The organism is Bradyrhizobium campsiandrae (assembly GCF_014529705.1).
In the GTDB taxonomy this organism is placed as follows: Bacteria; Pseudomonadota; Alphaproteobacteria; order Rhizobiales; family Xanthobacteraceae; genus Bradyrhizobium; species Bradyrhizobium campsiandrae.
Window position 1 is genome coordinate 52,616 of record NZ_JAANIH010000023.1, and the last position, 14,671, is coordinate 67,286.

Below are 14,671 nucleotides of genomic sequence, written 5' to 3' on the forward strand. Positions count from 1 at the left end.
GCTGAAGAGCCGGCTTTTTTGTTGGTACGCACTTCGGTCCCGTTGAACGCCTACTCGCCACGCAAGCGCTGGTCATCTTGCACACGGACCTGCTCGGCGCCGCGCGCACCGGCTGGCGACAGCCGCAGCATGCTCAGCAATGCGCCGCACAGGGCAAATCCGACGCCGGTGAGAAGTGCAATTCGGGTTCCGTCGATGGGGTAGCGGCCGAGGAACAACGCCACCAGCGCGGCCCCCGTGGTCTGGCCGAGCAGACGTGCCGTGCCGAGCATGCCGCTAGCGCCGCCGGCGCGCTCGCGCGGGGCGGCTGCTATCATGGTGCGGTTGTTGGGCGTCTGGAACAGGCCGAAGCCCGCACCCGCCAGCGCCATTCGCCAGATGACGTCGAGCGGCGTCGGGCTCGGGGGCAGGAAAGCGAGCGCCGCAAGCCCAACGGCGAACAGCGTCAGCCCGACGCCGCCGAGCAAGCCGGCGGGATAATGCTCGACCAGGCGTCCGGCGAGGGGAGCCGCGAAGGCCACCGCGATCGGCCATGGCGTGATCAACAGGCCCATATGCACGGCCGAGTAGCCGAAGCGACTCTGCAGGTAGAAGGGGATCGCGACGAAGGCCAGCATCTGTCCGCAGAACGAGGCGATCGAGGTTGCGATCGACAGTCCAAACACCGGGATGCGCAACAGGTCGACCGGCAGCAGCGGCGCCCTCATATGTGTTTCCCGGTAGATCAGCGACACGCCGGCGATGATCGCAATCGCGAACTGGACGAGACAGGTGATCGTCGCCTCGCCGTGACCGACGCTGTCGATCGCGGCAATGCCGACCCCAAAGGTGATTGCCGACAGCCCAGCGCTCTGCCAGTCGAAGGAGTGGCTCGCCGCAATCGTATGCGGCAGGCTGCGCAGGCCGAGTACCAGCGTCACGACGCCGAGCGGGATGTTGATGGCGAACAGCCAGGGCCAGCTGCCGACGGCAAGGATGCCGGCTGCCAGCGTCGGCCCGACGGCGGCGGAGAAGGCGACGACGAGCGCGTTCAGCCCGATGCCGCGGCCGAGCAGGTGGCGCGGATAGGTGAAGCGGACCAGCGCCGAATTGACGCTCATGATGCCGGCCGCGCCGAACCCCTGGATGATGCGCGCAACCGTCAGCAGCGGCAGCGTATGCGCCAGCGCACAGAAAGCGGATGCGAGCGTGAACAGCGCGAGCCCGACCAGGTAGACGCGGCGATAGCCGACGATCTCGCCAAGCGATGCGAGCGGCAGCAGCGAGATGGTGATCGCGAGCTGATAGCCGTTGACGATCCAGATCGAGAAGGCCGGGCTCGCATTCAGATCGGCTGCAATCGTCGGCAGCGCGACATTGGCGATGGCACTGTCGACCACGGCCATGGTGATGCCGAGCGCAATGGTCAGGATCGCCTGATTGCGCTGCGGTTGCGGCAGGCCGTCGGCATGCTCGATCGGGACAGACGACGACATGGTGGATGCGTGCTTGATTCGAGCCGTGTTGATCCCCTCGATTAGGAAATTGCACTGACCACCGCAACCCGGCAGGACACGGACGGTTCCTTTGCCGGAAGCAGGTCTTCCGGCGCTGCCGGCGTGGATTGGTTCACCCGTGCGGGCTCACCAGCGCGAGGTCACTTTGCCGTAGATGTAGAGGCCAACGAGCCCGATCGTGACGGCCGTGGAGAAAATCAGGACACGGCGATCCCAGTCGATCCGCACTCTCTCGGCGCGGTCGAGCTTGAGGGCCGTGAACAGAGCCTTCATAGCAAATCGGCGCATCGGACAGCCTCGCGAGGCAAACACGATGCCACGATCCGCAGGGGCCGGATTGATGCAGCTCAAATCAGGCCGACCCGTGCGGACAAGCGGGTTACACTGGCGGTGGGTTGCGGTCGGAGAAGGTTCCGCGCTGGTGCCAGTAGGGATAGGGTAGCGTCACCTTGCTCGCAGCGTCGAGCTTCGCAACCTGGTCCTTGGTCAATGACCATCCGACCGCGCCGAGATTTTCGCGCAGCTGCGCCTCGTTGCGCGCCCCGATGATCAGCGTCGAAACGGTCGGACGCTGCAGCAGCCAGTTCAGCGCGATCTGCGAGACGCTCTTGCCGGTCTCTTTGGCGACCTCGTCGATCGCCTCGACGACGCGATAGACGTGTTCGTCGGACATGGGCGGTCCGAAGTCGGCGGTCTGGGGTAGGCGGCTCACTTCAGGCTTCGGCTGGCCTCGGCGGATCTTGCCGGTGAGGCGGCCCCATCCCAGCGGCGACCAGACCACGGCGCCAAGCCCTTGGTCGAGGCCGAGCGGCATCAGCTCCCACTCATAGTCGCGCCCCACAAGCGAATAGTAGGTCTGGTTGGCGACGTAGCGCGGGAAGCCATGCTTGTCGGCAACGCCGAGCGACTTCATCAGGTGCCAGCCCGAAAAATTGGAGACGCCGACATAGCGGATCTTGCCGGCGCGCACGAGCGTATCGAGCGTTCCGAGCACCTCCTCGGGCGGGGCGAAAGCGTCGAAGCCGTGGAGCTGGAACAGGTCGACATAGTCGGTGCCGAGCCGCTTCAGCGAAGCATCGACGGCGGCGAGCAGATGCTGCCGCGACGAGCCGACGTCATTGGGCCCGTCGCCGAAGCGGAAGGTCGCCTTCGTCGAGACCAGGACCTTGTCGCGGCGGCCCTTGATGGCCTCACCGAGGACGCGCTCGGATTCGCCGAGCGAGTAGACATCGGCGGTGTCGAACATCGACACGCCGGCCTCGAGGCAGATGTCCAGCAAGCGCCGCGCTTCGGTCGCATCCGTCGTTCCCCAGGCCGCAAGGCGGCCAACGCCGCCGAAGGTGCCCGTACCAAGGCTCAAAGCGGGCACCATGAGGCCGGACCGGCCCAAACGTCGATATTCCATCAGATTGCTCCTCGGCGAGCCGCTGATTGATTGGCGCGGCTTTGGAGCCGAAGTTAATGTAAGCCTGCCCGGTGCACCATTGCGTGCGCACATAGCGGCTCTGCTTTGCGGATTCGGCGTCGCTAGACCACGCTCGTCGTCTGCAAATTCGCAGCCGAGATCTTCGCGCGCAGCCAGGTCTCGAACGCGCTGACATGGCTGCGCCCCTTGGTTTCGGCCGATCGCACGAGATAGTAGGAGACTGTCTCCACCTCGAATTTGGGCAGGTGGAACGGCGCAACCAATGTGCCCTTGCCAAGCTCCTCGGCCGCGAGGATCTCGCTCTCCAGCACGACGCCGAGGCCTTCAACCGCAGCGTCGATCGCCATCGTGGACCGGTCAAACCACAATTCGTGACGCGCCTTGATACTGGTGCCGACGACCTTACGCAGATAGTCAGTCCAGGTCAGTGCGTTCGAGGAATGGATCAAGGTGGCGCGTCTGAGATCGCCGGGCTCGCGAAGCTCGAGCTGCTCGATCAACCGCGGGCTGCAGAGCGGGCGCAGGCGCTCGGCGAGCAGTGGCTCGATCTGCCTGTCGTTCACGACCGGCGGACGTCCATAGGCAATCGCGAGATCGAAGCGGATGGTTTCGAGATCGCGCAGATCAGTGATGGTCGACAGCCTGATCCCGATCTCCGGATGCTGGCCGATGAAATTGCCGATCCGCGGTTGAAGCCATTTGGCGGCGAAGCTCGGACCGCTTGCGATGAAGAGATGATTGCGCTGGGACTGCGGCGCGACCAGCCGCGTTGCGCCCATGATCGTTCCGAACGCGCGCTCGATCTCGCCGGCATAGAGGCGGCCGGCATTAGTCAGCACCGCGCGCCCGGCGTGGCGCGAGAAGACGCGCACGCCGAGGAAATCTTCGAGCTTTTGGATGTGATGGCTGATCGCCGAGGGCGTGACACCGAGCTCCTCGGCCGCGCGGCTGAAGCTGCCATGGCGCGAGGCGGCCTCAAACGCCGACAGCGCCTTCAGCGGCGGCATTCGCGGCCGTTCCGTTGACTCCACTTCATCGGCTGCTGAATTTTTTGAACTGGCGTCCATCATGCCTGCCCGGTACGAATTTCCCCGTTGCTCTGGCAAGTTTCGTACCGCGAACCTCCCAACGCAACACCTTCGTGCCACCAAAACCGACCCGACAACGGCGAGCGGCTTCCGCTTGCCCAAGGAGAACCCATGACTTCCGCGCTGAAGCAGGCCGCCGACGAATTCCTGGTCCGGTACGGCGGCGACGTGTTCCCCAACCTCTTCACCTCGGCGAAAGGGACCATCGTCACCGACAGCGACGGGCGTGAGTATCTCGATTTCACCTCGGGGCAGATGTGCGCGACGATCGGCCATAACCATCCCGCGATCGTCGCGGCGGTGGAGCGAGCAGGCAAGAAGGCTTTCCATCTCTTCAGCGGGATGATCCCCGAAGTCGTTGCTGAGCTCGCCCAGGTGTTGGCGAGGGATTGGCTGCCGGGCGATCTCAAGCGCTCGATTTTCATCAATACAGGCTCGGAGGCGACCGAAGTCGCGCTCCGAATGGCCAAGATGTACACCGGCGGTTACGAGGTGCTCGTCCTCGGCGGCTCCTGGCACGGCATCACGGGGGGCGCCGCTTCGGTCTCGATGGCGAGCGATCGCAAGGGCTATGGCGTGCCGCCGCCTGGTGTGTTCGTGATCCCCGAGCCGAACGCCTACCGGCCTTACATCGCGAAGGGGAGCGATGAGGAATCCGCGCTGGCCAATCTCGAGCTTGCGCTGAGGATGTTCGACATGCAGTCGAGCGGGCGGGGGGCTGCGATCATCGCCGAGCCCGTAATCAGCGCCGGCGGCGTGCTGGTGCCGCCGAAGGCGTTCATGGAAGCGCTGCGCAGGGCAGCCGATGAGCGCGGCATGCTGCTGATCTTCGACGAGGCGCAGACTGCGTTCGGGCGCATCGGCACAAAGACGGGATCCGAATATTTCGATGTCGTTCCCGACATCATGACCATGTCGAAGACGCTCGGCGGCGGCCTCCCGCTCGCGGCGGTGTCGACCACCGAGGCGATCGAAAGCAAACTGCACGAGGATCACTTCACCTACTACACCAGCCATGTCTCCGACCCGTTGCTGGCGGAGGTCGGGCTCGCGGTGCTGCGCGTCATCACCGAAGAGAAGCTCGTCGCGCGCGCCAACGCCATGGGGGCCTATCTGCGTGGCCGGTTCGAAGGGCTTCAGCAGAAGTACGAGCAGATCGGCGATATAAGGGGCATGGGCCTTCTGCTCGGCGTCGAACTGGTCACTGATCGCAACAGCCGCCGCGCCGCGCATCAGCTCGGAGGACTGACGACGAAGAAGTGCTTCGAATACGGGCTGAGCATGAACATCCGCCGCCGGCCCGAACGTGGCTCGGTGTGGCGTATCGCGCCGCCCCTCACCGTTTCGAATGAGGAGATCGACCGCGCGGTTGACATCCTGGATCGCGCCTTGAGGGAGAGCCTCGACGAGTTGTCACGAAATACCGCTGCTTGAACCCGGTTCCGGAGGCCGACATGATCTGCAGAACGCCGCTGACATTCTCTGTTGTCGTCGTTTCGCTTGCGCTGCTCGATATTCGGGGCGCGCTGGCAGCCAGCCAAACGCTCGACAAGATCAGGGAGGTCGGAAAAATCACGTTCGGCTATCGCGAGGCGTCCATCCCGTTCGCCTATATTGGCGCAGATCAGAAGCCCACAGGACTGTCGATCGACCTCTGTTCGACCGTTGCCGACAAGGTGAGGGCCGTGTTGCGCCGACCTGAGCTCGGGATCGAGTACGTTCCGGTGAATGCTTCGAACCGCATTGCGCTGCTTCAGAACAGCACGATCGACATCGAGTGCGGTAGCACGACCAACACGGCGGAACGGCAGAAGCAGGTCTCTTTCTCCGTCGCGACCTATGTGGCCTCGCCGCGCTGGCTGGTATCTGCCTCATCGCAGGTGATGGAGCCGAAAGGACTCGACGGACAGACAATCGTCATCACCCAGGGTTCGCTGAACTTCGCGGTCGCCAAGAAGGTGATCGATGACCAGAAACTGAACGTGACGATCGTCCAGGCCAAGGACCATGCGGAGTCACTGCTCATGCTCGGCACGGGGCGAGCTGCGGCGTGGTTTGAGGACGATATCCTCGTCGCCGGGCTCGTCGCAAACGCGTCCGACCCGAAGGAGTTCCGGATGCTGGCTGCGACGTATGCGCCGTCCTATTATGGGCTGATGACCCGCAGGGAAGATCCGGAATTCAAGGCCCTCGTCGATGCTGCGATCAGCGAGAAAATGGCCTCCGGTGCATTTGATCGGCTCTATGTCAAATGGTTCGAACGGCCGATTCCCCCAAAGGGGCAGAACCTCCAGCTTCCCATGAGCCAAGCGATGAAGGCGCGTGTTATGTCGCCGAGCGACGCGCTGTTGCCCTAGTCGCGCAGACGCATGTCGTCGAACGCTGCATCTGCGAGCCGTGGACTGACCGTTGTGACAGCAGGTTGGGTTTCGATCCTTGCGGCAGACGTGGGGATGCAGACAAGTTCGCCGTCGCGTGTCTGATGTGGAAGTAGCGTCAAGCCCCAGCCGGCCAGGACCAGTGCCGCGAGCCGGATTGCGATGACGATCAGCAGCAGGTCCGAGCCTGACATCGTCGCGTGAATCCTCATGCGCGGCAGCCTGATGCAGGTGGGACAACCTGACAATCTGGAATTGGCGAGCATTGCCTTCGCCTGAAGCGAAGGCTTGCCGTGACGACTGCTTGTCAGAGCCGGAGCCGGCAGTTGCCGGAAGTCGCGTGGCGACATCCGAAATGTTCGCGGAAGACGGTACCGAAATGCTATGCGACGCAGTGGCCGAGCAGTTCGGGATGCGCAGCGCAGATGTGATGCGCGCCGGCGTCGCGCAGCTCGGCTTCGCTGCCATAGCCGTAGAGCACGCCGATCGCCGTCATGCCATTGGTCCGGGCGCCGACAACGTCATGGCTGCGGTCACCGATCATGATGGCGCTGTCGGCATCGATCCCGGTCTCGTCGAGCGCGTAACGCAGCAGGTCGCGCTTGTCGACGCGCGTGCCGTCGAGCTCGGAGCCGAACACACGCTCGAAATAAGGCTTCAGGCCGAAATGATCGACGATGCGGCTGGCGTAGACCGCTGGTTTGCTGGTCGCGACGAACATCCGTGGTGTGGCGGCGGCCAGGGTCGCCAGCGTGTCCATGATGCCGGCATAGGCCTCGTTCTCGAACAGGCCGATATCGCTGAAGCGCTCGCGGTAGAGCAGAAGGGCCTGGTCAGCGAGTCCCGCGCTGCCTGTGAGCTTTTGCAGGCTCGCGTGCAGCGGCGGTCCGATGCACCAGGTCAGCTCATCTTCGCTGGGGACCGGGAGGCTCAACCGCTCCAGGGCATATTGGATCGAACGCGTGATCCCGGGTTTCGGGTTGGTCAGCGTGCCGTCGAGATCGAAGAAGATGGTCATCATCGGGAGTCGGCCTACGCTAAAGTTGCCGGCCCTTTGCTAGTGGGATCGCCTCTCAAGTCAAGAGCCGCCGCGTCATTGCTGCCTGGTCCATTCGACGATCGCGGCGGCATCCGCGCCGGCCTGCGCCTCCCAGGCGGCGATCGTGGCCGTCGCCGCGGTTCGGAGCGCGGCAAGGAGAGATGGCGGTGCTGGCTCGGCGATGCGGACGCCGTTGTCGCGCATCCGCGCGTAATTCTCGGCTGTGCGGTGGCTCAGCAATGCGAGCTGGCTCTGCTCGGTCTCGGCCGCGGCGGCGAGCACCTCGCGCTGTATCGGCTCTGGTAACGCCGCGAATGTCTCGCTGCGAACAAAGGCGATTGAGACCGGCATCGCGTAGTTGATAGCTGTGAAATGGGGCAGGAAGTCCCACAGCTTGCGTCCCGCGCCGCCGTCCCCTGAGGTGAGGAACGCGTTCAGCTGATGGTCCTTCAACCCGGCAAGCGCTTTGTCCATCGGCAGGAACTGCGCGTTCGCACCGGCCGCCTTCATCACCTCGCTGGAATTGGCATCGTAAGCGCGCAGATTGAGTTTCGGCAGATCGTCGGCGCCTGCGAGCGCGCGGTCCGACCACAGGCCGGTGGCCGGCCAGATCGTCAGATAGAGCAGCTTGAGGCCGCGCGTGGCGAGCGCCTTCTCATAGAGAGGCCGCGCGCGCACATTCGCGGCGTGGGCGACGTCGACCGATTGGACCAGGAAGGGCAGGGTCGAGAAACCAAGCACGGGGTCAAGGCCCGAGAGGGCGCCAGCAAAGGCATCGCCGCCCGCGATCCGGCCATCCAGTGCCGCTCGGGGCATCTCGCCAGAGCTGATCTTCAACTGATTGTCGAAGGCGTTGGTCACGGTCACGAAACCGTTTGTGCGCGCGGCAACGCGATCGGCGAAAGTGGTGAGCCCGATGCCGGAGATGTTGTTCTCTGGATATTCGGTGGTCATCCGCCAGACCGCCTGCGTAGCACTTTGCGGCGCGGTCTGCGCCTTGACCGGTGCCGCGCAGAACAGGAGCGCGGCGAAGGCAAGGATGGTATGGATCCGTCGGCTGGGGGAGCGCATTGGAGGAAGCAGGTCAGGCAGCATCGATTGGCAACTCGTTGAACCATGGCACAACGCCACGACATGGCAGATCATCTTGTTGCACACCGCGCCCGGGCTCGCCACAATGATGGTTGGGCAGGGGCGGCGCGAATAACGTCACTGATCATCGTCGGATTGCTGGTCTCGGTGACGGCGGGAGCAGCCGAGGACGGCGCACCGCCGCCCAGCGATACCGGGCCCCCCAGCGTCCAAGTGCCTGAGACTCCTGGGACGCCGTCGGAGAAGCCTGCCGATGGTCGCGAAAGCGATACCCGGGAGTCGATCTGCCTGATCGTGGAGGCGGCCGCGCGCGATGCCAACCTGCCGCTCGAATTCTTCGCCCGCGTGATCTGGCAGGAGAGCCGCTTCCAGGCCGATGCGGTGGGCCCCATGACGAGGAGCGGCGAGCAGGCGCAGGGGATCGCGCAGTTCATGCCGGGCACCGCGAGCGAGCGCGGTCTGCTCAATCCCTTCAATCCAGTCCAGGCCCTGCCGAAGTCGGCCGAGTTCTTGAACGAGCTGCGCAACCAGTTCGGCAATCTCGGGCTCGCGGCTGCCGCCTATAATGCCGGCCCGCGACGAGTGCAGGAATGGCTTGCCGGCACCGGCGGCCTGCCGGAGCAGACCCGCAACTACGTTTACGCCATCACCGGTACGACGGTCGACGCATGGGCCAAGGCCGGCAACGCCGGGAAGGCCCCGCCGAGCTCACCGCCGACAAGCTGCCGCGACCTGATGGCGCTGCTCAAGCGCGCGCCGAATCCGTTCGTCGCCGAGCTCGAACAGCACGTCGAGCTTGCTGCCGCCAAGATCTGGGGCGTTCAGCTCGCTGCGGGCTTCGACCGCAACAAGGCGCTGGCGATGTACTCCCGCGCCGTCACACGCCTGAGCAGCGTGGTTGGCGACCGCGATCCGAGCTTATTGAGCTCGGTCGTGCGCAGCCGTGGTTCGCACGCCTTCTACCAGGTGCGCATCGGCGCCGACACGCGAGCCGAGGCGGACGATCTCTGCAACCGCATCCGCAAAGCGGGCGGCGCCTGCTTTGTACTGAAGAACCGCGGCGTGAACGGGTAGGGAGTGCCACGCATGCCAGCCCCGCCGCCGGCTTCCTTGACGTGGCCGTTCGCATTGCCCGTTATGCAGGGCGAGTTCCTCACCGCCGGCCAAACTCCCGTGGCGCTTCCTCCGCTCGATTCCCCTCAATGGCAAAGTCCCTGGCGCGCCTTCACCTGGGGGCTGCGCTCGATCACGCAAACGATCCTCACGCTCGTCCTGTTCGCGACCTATCTCGGTATCGGCGCGCTGGCCCATGACAGCCATTTCAGCCTGGTCTGGGCGCTGGCATCGACTCTTTTCGTCTGGGCGGGCCCGGCGCAGATCATCCTGATCACCACGCTCGGCTCAGGCGCCACCATCATTCAGTCGGCGATCGCGGTCACCGTCAGCGCGATCCGATTATTTCCGATGGTGGTCTCGGTGCTGCCGCTGATGCGCACGCCGAAGACCAAGCGGCGGGAGCTGTTCTTCGCGGCGCATCTGACCGCCGTGACACTTTGGGTCGAATGCCATCGCTTCCTGCCGCAGGTGCCGCGCGAGCGGCGTATCGCCTTCGTCAACGGACTTGGCTTCGGTCTGGTCTCGGTGTGCCTCACTGCCAATACGATCGGCTATTTCCTCGCCGCCAATCTCACGCAGACGCTGGGGGCCGCGATCCTGATGCTGACGCCGCTGTCCTTCCTGTTCTCGACCGCGCGCAACAGCCGCGAGATCGCCGACGTCGTGGCGCTCGCACTCGGAATCTTGCTCTATCCGCTGGCAGCGAAGATGAACTCCGGTCTCGACATCCTCGCCAGCGGCGTGGCGGCCGGCACGATCGCGTACGGCGTGCATTGGTGGCGGGAGGTGCGCGCATGAGCGCCGCGCAACTCATTGGCGACTGGCATGCGCTCTTCGTCCTCTTCGTCGCCGGCGTCATTCCCAACCAGATCTGGCGCATGCTGGGTCTGTGGTTCGGCGGCGGCATCGATGAGGGCTCGGAACTGCTGGTCTGGGTGAGGGCGGTCGCGACCGCGATCCTGGCCGGCGTCATCGCCCAGATCGTGGTCCAGCCGCCAGGGGCGCTCGCCAGCGTGCCCGATGGTTTGCGTTACGGCGCGGTGGCCGCCGGTCTCGTCGTGTTCCTGCTGACCCGGCGTTCGATTTTCGCGGGTGTTGTCGCCGGCGAGGTCTTCATGCTGGCCGGCAAGTGGTGGTTGGGCTAAAACCGCTTCCCGGACAGCCAAGGAACTGGAAATATGGTTCGCGAAAACGAACTCCGCGAGGGCGAAGTCGCCATCGAATTGCCGCCTGCGGAGGATGCCGGCCTGGTCTTCATCGGCCGTATCCGAACGCCCTGGGCCTCGCGGCTGGAGACGCCGCGGCAGGGGCGCCAGGACGGCCCGATCTGCCGTCTTGAGATCTTCGAGCTATTCGTGCCGGCGATCAAGGGAGTCGATTTCTACAGCAATCTCGAAGTGCTGTACTGGCTCGACAGATCGCGCCGCGACATCGTGTTGCAAAGCCCGAAGAACAACGACAAGACTCGCGGTACGTTTTCGCTGCGCTCGCCGGTGCGGCCCAATCCGATCGGCACATCGATCGTGAAGCTGGTCGGCATCGAGGGCAATGCCATTCTGGTGCGCGGGCTCGATTGCCTCGACAACACGCCGCTGATCGACGTCAAGCCCGACCGCTGCGAGTTCACGCCGCTCTCTGCGCCGCAGAAGGGCGATTTCGAGACGGAGTGAGCTCCAACCCCGTCATTGCGAGCGAAGCGAAGCAATCCACAATCCGTCCGCGCAGGCAGCCTGGATTGCTTCGTCGCAAGAGCTGCTCGCAATGACGGAGTGTCTCGCTCTACCCCGCCTTCAACGCCGCGATCAGCTTGGTCGCGTTCTCTTCCAGCACGTTGACGTCTTCCTTGCGGCTCGCGGGCGGCAGCATGGCAACGCCGTCGTGGCGGGGCATCACGTGCATGTGGAGATGAAACACGACCTGTCCGCCGGCGGGCTCGTTGAACTGCTGGACGGTGATGCCATCGGCATTGAATGCTTTCATTGCGGCGATCGCGATCTTCTTCGCACCGCGCGCGACATGGGCGTAATCGTCCGGCGTGACGTCGAGGATGTTGCGGGCAGGGGCCTTGGGGATCACCAGCGTATGGCCTGTTACCCGCGGCATGATGTCGAGGAAGGCGAAGACGTGCTCGTCCTCATAGACCTTGTGGCAGGGCAGCTCGCCGCGCAGGATCTTTGCGAAGATGTTGTTGGTGTCGTAGGCGGTCATGACGGCTCCCTCGGAATTTTGCGCTTACTGTCACCAGCCACAGTCAACCGTCAAGGCGCCTCGTCGATGCCTTTCCGAAATGGGCCAAGCTCGGCGAGCTCCCGGCCGGCTTCCGAAACATAGGCGCGCTCGCGCTTGAGGTAATCGGCGATGGCGCGACGCAGACCGGGATCGGCGATGAAATGAACGGAATGGGTCGTCCGCGGCAGGTAGCCGCGTGCGATCTTGTGCTCGCCCTGCGCGCCGGCCTCGACATGTGTGAGGCCGTGCCTGATCGCGAAATCGATCGCCTGATAGTAGCAGACCTCGAAATGCAGAAACGGGTGATGCTCGACCGCGCCCCAATTGCGCCCGAACAGCGTGTCCGAGCCGATCAAGTTGATGGCGCCGGCGATCCAGCGATCGTTGCGGCGGGCCATCACGAGCAGTACGTCCTGGCTCATGGTTTCGCCGATCAGCGAGAAGAACTCGCGCGTGAGGTAGGGCCGGCCCCATTTGCGCGAACCGGTCTCCATGTAGAATTCGAAGAAAGCATCCCAGGCGTCCTCGGTGATGTCCTTGCCCGTGAGCCAGTGGATGGTGATCCCTGCGGCGAGTGCATCGCGCCGCTCGCGCTTGATCGATTTGCGGTGGCGCGAATTCAGCGTCGCCAGGAAGTCGTCAAAGGTGGCAAAACCCTGGTTGTGCCAGTGGAACTGCTGGTCAGTGCGCTGAAGGAAGCCATGCTCGGCGAGCAGCTTCCACTCCGCCTCGCGGGCGAAGGTGACGTGCACCGAGGACGCCTTGCTGACACCGCACAGCGCCACCAGGCCGCTCGCCAGCGCCTCCATGATGCGCTCGCGGTCGACGCCGTCGCGGACCAGCAGCCGGGGGCCCGTGGCGGGCGTGAAGGGAACCGAGACCTGGAGCTTCGGGTAGTAGCGCCCGCCGGCGCGCTCATAGGCATCCGCCCAGCCGCGGTCAAAAACGTATTCGCCCTGGCTATGCGATTTCAGATAGCAGGGCACGACGCCAACCACGCCGCCGTCGATCTTGGCCACGAGATGCCGCGGCCCCCAGCCGGTGCGGATCGTGGCCGAACCCGACTTCTCGACGGCCGATAGAAAAGCGTGGGACACGAATGGGTTATAAGCGGGCTTTAAGAGGCCGAGGGAGTTTGCTGGAAGCCCGGATGAGGTTCCCGGGCCAAGCCCGTTGCAGGCCTCTTCATTGAGAGCCTTGCCGGGATTGGCGCAGGCGTCCCAATCCTCCGGCGAAACTTCGCCAATGGAAGGTACCGCCTCCAGGGTGATGTCGGATGATGCCATTGAGCCCAAGATCGTGCATTGCAGCAGCGACTTCAAGGGCGGGCAACATCAAGGTTAGGGGACGAAGCCCTCAAAGATCATCTGATCGGCATATTGTCCGACCCGAGTCCGCTGCTCCGGGGTCCGTACGGTCCAGCCGAGCAGGGCGCAGCCGAAGACGTTGCGGGCGATCCAGGGGGCGGGCGCCGGGAGGTGATCGACCTTGAAGGCGACGAAGTGCGGCTGGGTCTGCAAGCCGTGGCGCAGGTACAGCATGCTGTCGCGTTGCTCCTGGGTCAGGTAGGCCCAATATTCGTCTTCGTAGCTGCGCTGTGCGACGATGCCGCGTGGACGGGAGGGCAGCAGGTCGCGCAGCGCCAGCACCTGGTCGGGGTCGAAGGACATGCCGGCGGCGGGGCCTTGGTAAGACGCCAGCACCTCGGCCATCCGCTTCACCAGCTTGCGGTCGCCGTCGAAATGGCTCTTCACCTCGATCACCAGCGGCACGCGCCCTGCGACCATGGCGCAGAGGTCGCCGAGCGACATCATTCGCTCGGGCGTATCCTTGAACGGGATGGCCTTCAGCTCCGCGGCGGTCTTCGCGACCACGGGGCCGGTGGCCTCGGTGAGGCGGCCAAGCGCATGGTCGTGATGCACCATGGCCTCACCGTCGGCCGAGAGCTGGATGTCGATCTCGATCGAGAAATTGCCCGCAACAGCCGCCTGCACCGCGCCCGGCATGTTCTCGACGATGCCCCGGGAAATGTCATGCAGGCCGCGATGGGCGACCGGCCGCGCTGTCAGCCAATCCGGAGCGCGCATCAGCGTCAGGCGATTTCGAACACGCCTTCGACCTCGACCGCCGCATCCGCAGGCAGCGAGGCGACGCCGACGGTGGTGCGGGCGTGGCGGCCCTTGTCGCCGAAGGCGGCGACCATCAGGTCCGAGGCCCCGTTCAGCACCTTCGGTCCGTCCAGGAAATCCGGCGACGAGTTGATGAAGCCGCCGAGGCGCACCACACGCACGACCTTGTCGAGGTCGCCGAGCGCGGCCTTGACCTGGGCGAGCAGGTTGATGGCGCAACCGCGCGCGGCAGCCGCGCCGTCCTCCAGCGAGACGCCGGCGCCCAGCTTGCCCTTGGCGATCAGCTTGCCGGCGGGGTCGAAGCAGACCTGGCCGGAGACGAACAGCAGGTTGCCGGTGCGAACGAACGGCACGTAATTGGCGACGGGGGTGGGGGCATCGTGCAGCTTGATGCCCTGTTCCGCCAGTTTCTGTTCGACCGTGCCCGCCATGTCTCGACCTCGATGTCTGAAAATTTATCCGCGCCGGCGCCGCTGGTGGACCGCCGGGCGCGCCCTGTTTCGCCCATCATGGCGCCACATGCAAGCAAGCTGGCAAGGCGGCGGGAGATCGGGGCGGATTGCCTTTTCGTGAGGCCGGTCAGGCAGTTCAACAAAGAGGCGCAACTTTACGTGAAACCGCCGCAGTTGCGACGCAATGGAACGGTCATTAAAGTGTCGAATCTGCGCGTCCCCCAGG

17 protein-coding genes are annotated in these 14,671 nt (G+C 64.6%); 6 read left to right on the forward strand and 11 right to left on the reverse strand.

Translation table 11 applies throughout. The features are described 5' to 3' along the window. Window positions 1-50: 50 nt before the first annotated feature. From G8O24_RS18615 to G8O24_RS18630, 4 genes are all read right to left on the reverse strand, one after another. On the reverse strand, window positions 51-1,475 hold the full coding sequence (locus G8O24_RS18615; protein WP_188101756.1) for an MFS transporter: 1,425 nt from the start codon (window positions 1,473-1,475) through the stop codon (window positions 51-53). A 147-nt stretch (window positions 1,476-1,622) separates the two neighbouring features. Then, window positions 1,623-1,784, reverse strand: a complete 162-nt coding sequence (locus tag G8O24_RS18620; protein WP_188101758.1) for a hypothetical protein — start codon at window positions 1,782-1,784, stop codon at window positions 1,623-1,625. Between the two features lie 91 nt (window positions 1,785-1,875). Further along, window positions 1,876-2,901, reverse strand: coding sequence for an aldo/keto reductase (locus G8O24_RS18625; RefSeq protein WP_188101760.1), 1,026 nt, complete (start codon window positions 2,899-2,901; stop codon window positions 1,876-1,878). Between the two features lie 122 nt (window positions 2,902-3,023). After that, window positions 3,024-3,929, reverse strand: coding sequence for a LysR substrate-binding domain-containing protein (locus G8O24_RS18630; RefSeq protein ID WP_188101762.1), 906 nt, complete (start codon window positions 3,927-3,929; stop codon window positions 3,024-3,026). A gap of 192 nt (window positions 3,930-4,121) precedes the next feature. Here G8O24_RS18630 and G8O24_RS18635 point away from each other — a divergent pair, with 192 nt between their 5' ends. Together G8O24_RS18635 and G8O24_RS18640 are read left to right on the forward strand one after the other, a co-directional pair. Next, entirely contained in the window at window positions 4,122-5,444 is a 1,323-nt protein-coding gene (locus tag G8O24_RS18635; protein WP_188101764.1) for an aspartate aminotransferase family protein, read from the forward strand. Between the two features lie 20 nt (window positions 5,445-5,464). Continuing rightward, window positions 5,465-6,367, forward strand: coding sequence for an amino acid ABC transporter substrate-binding protein (locus tag G8O24_RS18640; RefSeq protein WP_188101766.1), 903 nt, complete (start codon window positions 5,465-5,467; stop codon window positions 6,365-6,367). On the opposite strand, the gene G8O24_RS18645 is transcribed toward G8O24_RS18640, so the two are convergent. The 3 genes from G8O24_RS18645 to G8O24_RS18655 all read right to left on the reverse strand — a co-directional run bounded on the left by G8O24_RS18645 (window position 6,364) and on the right by G8O24_RS18655 (window position 8,522). Further along, window positions 6,364-6,654: a hypothetical protein gene (locus G8O24_RS18645; protein ID WP_244645896.1), complete on the reverse strand. Its 291-nt coding sequence runs from the start codon at window positions 6,652-6,654 to the stop codon at window positions 6,364-6,366. The genes G8O24_RS18640 and G8O24_RS18645 overlap by 4 nt on opposite strands. A gap of 116 nt (window positions 6,655-6,770) precedes the next feature. Next, window positions 6,771-7,409: an HAD family hydrolase gene (locus G8O24_RS18650; protein ID WP_188101768.1), complete on the reverse strand. Its 639-nt coding sequence runs from the start codon at window positions 7,407-7,409 to the stop codon at window positions 6,771-6,773. 72 nt (window positions 7,410-7,481) lie between these two features. Beyond that, the gene (locus tag G8O24_RS18655; RefSeq protein WP_188101770.1) at window positions 7,482-8,522 is read right to left on the reverse strand and encodes a TRAP transporter substrate-binding protein; all 1,041 of its coding nucleotides are present in this window, start codon (window positions 8,520-8,522) and stop codon (window positions 7,482-7,484) included. Window positions 8,523-8,561: 39 nt separating this feature from the next. On the opposite strand from G8O24_RS18655, the gene G8O24_RS18660 reads away from it, so the two are divergent. From G8O24_RS18660 to tsaA, 4 genes are all read left to right on the forward strand, one after another. Further along, window positions 8,562-9,593, forward strand: a complete 1,032-nt coding sequence (locus G8O24_RS18660) for a transglycosylase SLT domain-containing protein (RefSeq protein ID WP_376708117.1) — start codon at window positions 8,562-8,564, stop codon at window positions 9,591-9,593. A 99-nt stretch (window positions 9,594-9,692) separates the two neighbouring features. After that, on the forward strand, window positions 9,693-10,433 hold the full coding sequence (locus tag G8O24_RS18665; protein ID WP_188101901.1) for an AzlC family ABC transporter permease: 741 nt from the start codon (window positions 9,693-9,695) through the stop codon (window positions 10,431-10,433). Continuing rightward, window positions 10,430-10,780 carry an AzlD domain-containing protein gene (locus tag G8O24_RS18670; protein ID WP_188101772.1) on the forward strand — a complete coding sequence of 117 codons (351 nt, stop codon included), beginning with the start codon at window positions 10,430-10,432 and terminating at the stop codon, window positions 10,778-10,780. The genes G8O24_RS18665 and G8O24_RS18670 overlap by 4 nt, the downstream gene beginning before the upstream one ends. A 33-nt stretch (window positions 10,781-10,813) precedes the next feature. Next, on the forward strand, window positions 10,814-11,305 hold the full coding sequence (tsaA, locus tag G8O24_RS18675) for a tRNA (N6-threonylcarbamoyladenosine(37)-N6)-methyltransferase TrmO (protein ID WP_188101774.1): 492 nt from the start codon (window positions 10,814-10,816) through the stop codon (window positions 11,303-11,305). 109 nt (window positions 11,306-11,414) lie between these two features. Here tsaA and G8O24_RS18680 read toward each other — a convergent pair whose 3' ends face one another. Genes G8O24_RS18680 through G8O24_RS18695 form a run of 4 tightly spaced genes read right to left on the reverse strand, consistent with a single transcriptional unit; the run spans window position 11,415 to window position 14,424 of the window. Next, a complete protein-coding gene (locus tag G8O24_RS18680; protein WP_188101776.1) occupies window positions 11,415-11,843 on the reverse strand; it encodes an HIT family protein in 429 nt (142 codons plus the stop codon). Between the two features lie 50 nt (window positions 11,844-11,893). Next, entirely contained in the window at window positions 11,894-13,150 is a 1,257-nt protein-coding gene (locus tag G8O24_RS18685; RefSeq protein ID WP_188101778.1) for a GNAT family N-acetyltransferase, read from the reverse strand. A 54-nt stretch (window positions 13,151-13,204) separates the two neighbouring features. Beyond that, window positions 13,205-13,951, reverse strand: a complete 747-nt coding sequence (locus G8O24_RS18690; protein ID WP_188101780.1) for a glycerophosphodiester phosphodiesterase — start codon at window positions 13,949-13,951, stop codon at window positions 13,205-13,207. A gap of 5 nt (window positions 13,952-13,956) precedes the next feature. Continuing rightward, complete coding sequence (locus G8O24_RS18695; RefSeq protein ID WP_188101782.1) at window positions 13,957-14,424, reverse strand: RidA family protein; 468 nt, start codon at window positions 14,422-14,424, stop codon at window positions 13,957-13,959. Window positions 14,425-14,671 lie beyond the last annotated feature (247 nt).

Coding starts and splice junctions, on each gene's coding strand:
- G8O24_RS18645 (WP_244645896.1), bottom strand. CDS start 6,654: ATGCTCGCCAATTCCAGATTGTCAGGTTGTCCCACCTGCATCAGGCTG.
- G8O24_RS18620 (WP_188101758.1), bottom strand. CDS start 1,784: ATGCGCCGATTTGCTATGAAGGCTCTGTTCACGGCCCTCAAGCTCGAC.
- G8O24_RS18685 (WP_188101778.1), bottom strand. CDS start 13,150: ATGGCATCATCCGACATCACCCTGGAGGCGGTACCTTCCATTGGCGAA.
- tsaA (WP_188101774.1), top strand. CDS start 10,814: ATGGTTCGCGAAAACGAACTCCGCGAGGGCGAAGTCGCCATCGAATTG.
- G8O24_RS18635 (WP_188101764.1), top strand. CDS start 4,122: ATGACTTCCGCGCTGAAGCAGGCCGCCGACGAATTCCTGGTCCGGTAC.
- G8O24_RS18660 (WP_376708117.1), top strand. CDS start 8,562: ATGGCAGATCATCTTGTTGCACACCGCGCCCGGGCTCGCCACAATGAT.
- G8O24_RS18640 (WP_188101766.1), top strand. CDS start 5,465: ATGATCTGCAGAACGCCGCTGACATTCTCTGTTGTCGTCGTTTCGCTT.
- G8O24_RS18655 (WP_188101770.1), bottom strand. CDS start 8,522: ATGCTGCCTGACCTGCTTCCTCCAATGCGCTCCCCCAGCCGACGGATC.
- G8O24_RS18680 (WP_188101776.1), bottom strand. CDS start 11,843: ATGACCGCCTACGACACCAACAACATCTTCGCAAAGATCCTGCGCGGC.
- G8O24_RS18630 (WP_188101762.1), bottom strand. CDS start 3,929: ATGCCGCCGCTGAAGGCGCTGTCGGCGTTTGAGGCCGCCTCGCGCCAT.
- G8O24_RS18615 (WP_188101756.1), bottom strand. CDS start 1,475: ATGTCGTCGTCTGTCCCGATCGAGCATGCCGACGGCCTGCCGCAACCG.
- G8O24_RS18625 (WP_188101760.1), bottom strand. CDS start 2,901: ATGGAATATCGACGTTTGGGCCGGTCCGGCCTCATGGTGCCCGCTTTG.
- G8O24_RS18695 (WP_188101782.1), bottom strand. CDS start 14,424: ATGGCGGGCACGGTCGAACAGAAACTGGCGGAACAGGGCATCAAGCTG.
- G8O24_RS18690 (WP_188101780.1), bottom strand. CDS start 13,951: ATGCGCGCTCCGGATTGGCTGACAGCGCGGCCGGTCGCCCATCGCGGC.
- G8O24_RS18670 (WP_188101772.1), top strand. CDS start 10,430: ATGAGCGCCGCGCAACTCATTGGCGACTGGCATGCGCTCTTCGTCCTC.
- G8O24_RS18650 (WP_188101768.1), bottom strand. CDS start 7,409: ATGATGACCATCTTCTTCGATCTCGACGGCACGCTGACCAACCCGAAA.